The sequence below is a fragment of the Actinoplanes sp. NPDC051633 genome (assembly GCF_040681735.1).
Classification (GTDB): domain Bacteria; phylum Actinomycetota; class Actinomycetes; order Mycobacteriales; family Micromonosporaceae; genus Actinoplanes.
The window spans coordinates 1-1401 of sequence record NZ_JBFAZH010001610.1 but is presented as its reverse complement, the minus strand read 5'-3'; the positions used below and the strand labels follow the sequence as shown (position 1 = coordinate 1401).

Sequence of the window (1401 nt, the reverse complement as noted above, 5' to 3'; positions counted from 1 at the left end):
TGCACTCCGAGCTTCGGTTTCCAGTGGAACTTAACGAGCGCCGTCTCGCCGGCCGCGTTGATCAGGCGGAAGGTGTGGACGCCGAAGCCTTCCATCATCCGGTAGGAGCGGGGGATGCCGCGGTCGGACATGTTCCACATCGTGTGGTGCTGCGCCTCGGTATGCAGGGAAACGAAGTCCCAGAATGTGTCGTGGGCGCTTTGCGCCTGCGGGATTTCCCGGTCAGGGTGCGGCTTGCCCGCGTGGATGATGTCCGGGAACTTGATCGCGTCCTGGATGAAGAAGACCGGGATGTTGTTGCCGACGAGGTCGAAGATGCCCTCGTCGGTGTAGAACTTCGTCGCGAACCCACGAGTGTCGCGAACGGTGTCGGCGGACCCGCGGGAGCCGAGGACGGTGGAAAAACGTACGAAGACCGGGGTCTCCTTGTTCTTGGCCAGGAAACCGGCCCGGGTCACCGCCTCGCCGGTGCCGTAGCCGGTGAAAACGCCGTGCGCACCGGCGCCGCGGGCGTGCACGACACGCTCGGGGATGCGCTCGTGGTCGAAGTGGTTGATCTTTTCGCGGAAGTGCTGATCTTGCAGCAGCACCGGGCCTCGCGGCCCCGCCTTGAGCGAATGGTCGGTGTCACGCAGCCGCACACCGTGCGCGTTGGTGAGGTACGCGCCCTGCTGACTGTTGTCGGTCGGCGGCACGTCGGTCGCCGCGCCGGTGGGAGTGCGGGACGCCGGCGTACCCTGCTCCGGCTTGGGTGGCAACGGGCCGTGCGGCGTAGTCGGTTCTTCGAGGGTCGGGGTGCCGCTGCCGGGTGAACCGGGGACGTCGGGAGTCGTGGCGCCCACCTTCGCCGCCGCCGCCTCGACCGTGTCCTTAATGACCTTCGCAGGCTTTTTCGCCATGCTGTGCAATTTCCCTCCGGACGACATTGCTAGATCCACATTACCTACCCGGCATGAGAAGTGATAAACATACACTGCAGGCTTCGGGAGTTGCCGATCCGGCCTGACCACGTAATCGTCGATCGGCAGGGCTGGATAAACAGGGCCGGATCGGCGCGGAATGGTCGCCGCAGATCCCGTTGTCGCCGCCGCGATTGTCGTCGGCTATAGGAAATCGATCAGTACGACAACGTCAGTGACGACCCACTGCGCCACCACTCCGGCAGGCTTTTCCATCATTGCGTGGATACGCGACTGAGACGCCGGTGAATTCGACGAGCAGATTGACCATGAGGATCCTTTGGAACTGATGAAGGCAGCGATGGCCGTGGCGGTACGGCCGTACCTGCACAACGACCCCGACGTCCGTGAAGTCACCGCGCTAGTGGAGAAAGCCCGCGACCGGTACGACACCGATTTAGACGCGATGCCGGCTGAGCACCTGGTCCACGACACGTTCGGT

At 63.9% G+C, this 1401-nt stretch carries 1 protein-coding gene; it reads right to left on the bottom strand.

What is annotated here, in order from left to right:
* Nucleotides 1-899 (bottom strand): catalase (locus tag AB0M20_RS43600; RefSeq protein WP_364307381.1); only part of this gene is annotated, 899 nt, incomplete at its 3' end.
* Nucleotides 900-1401: the final 502 nt, after the last annotated feature.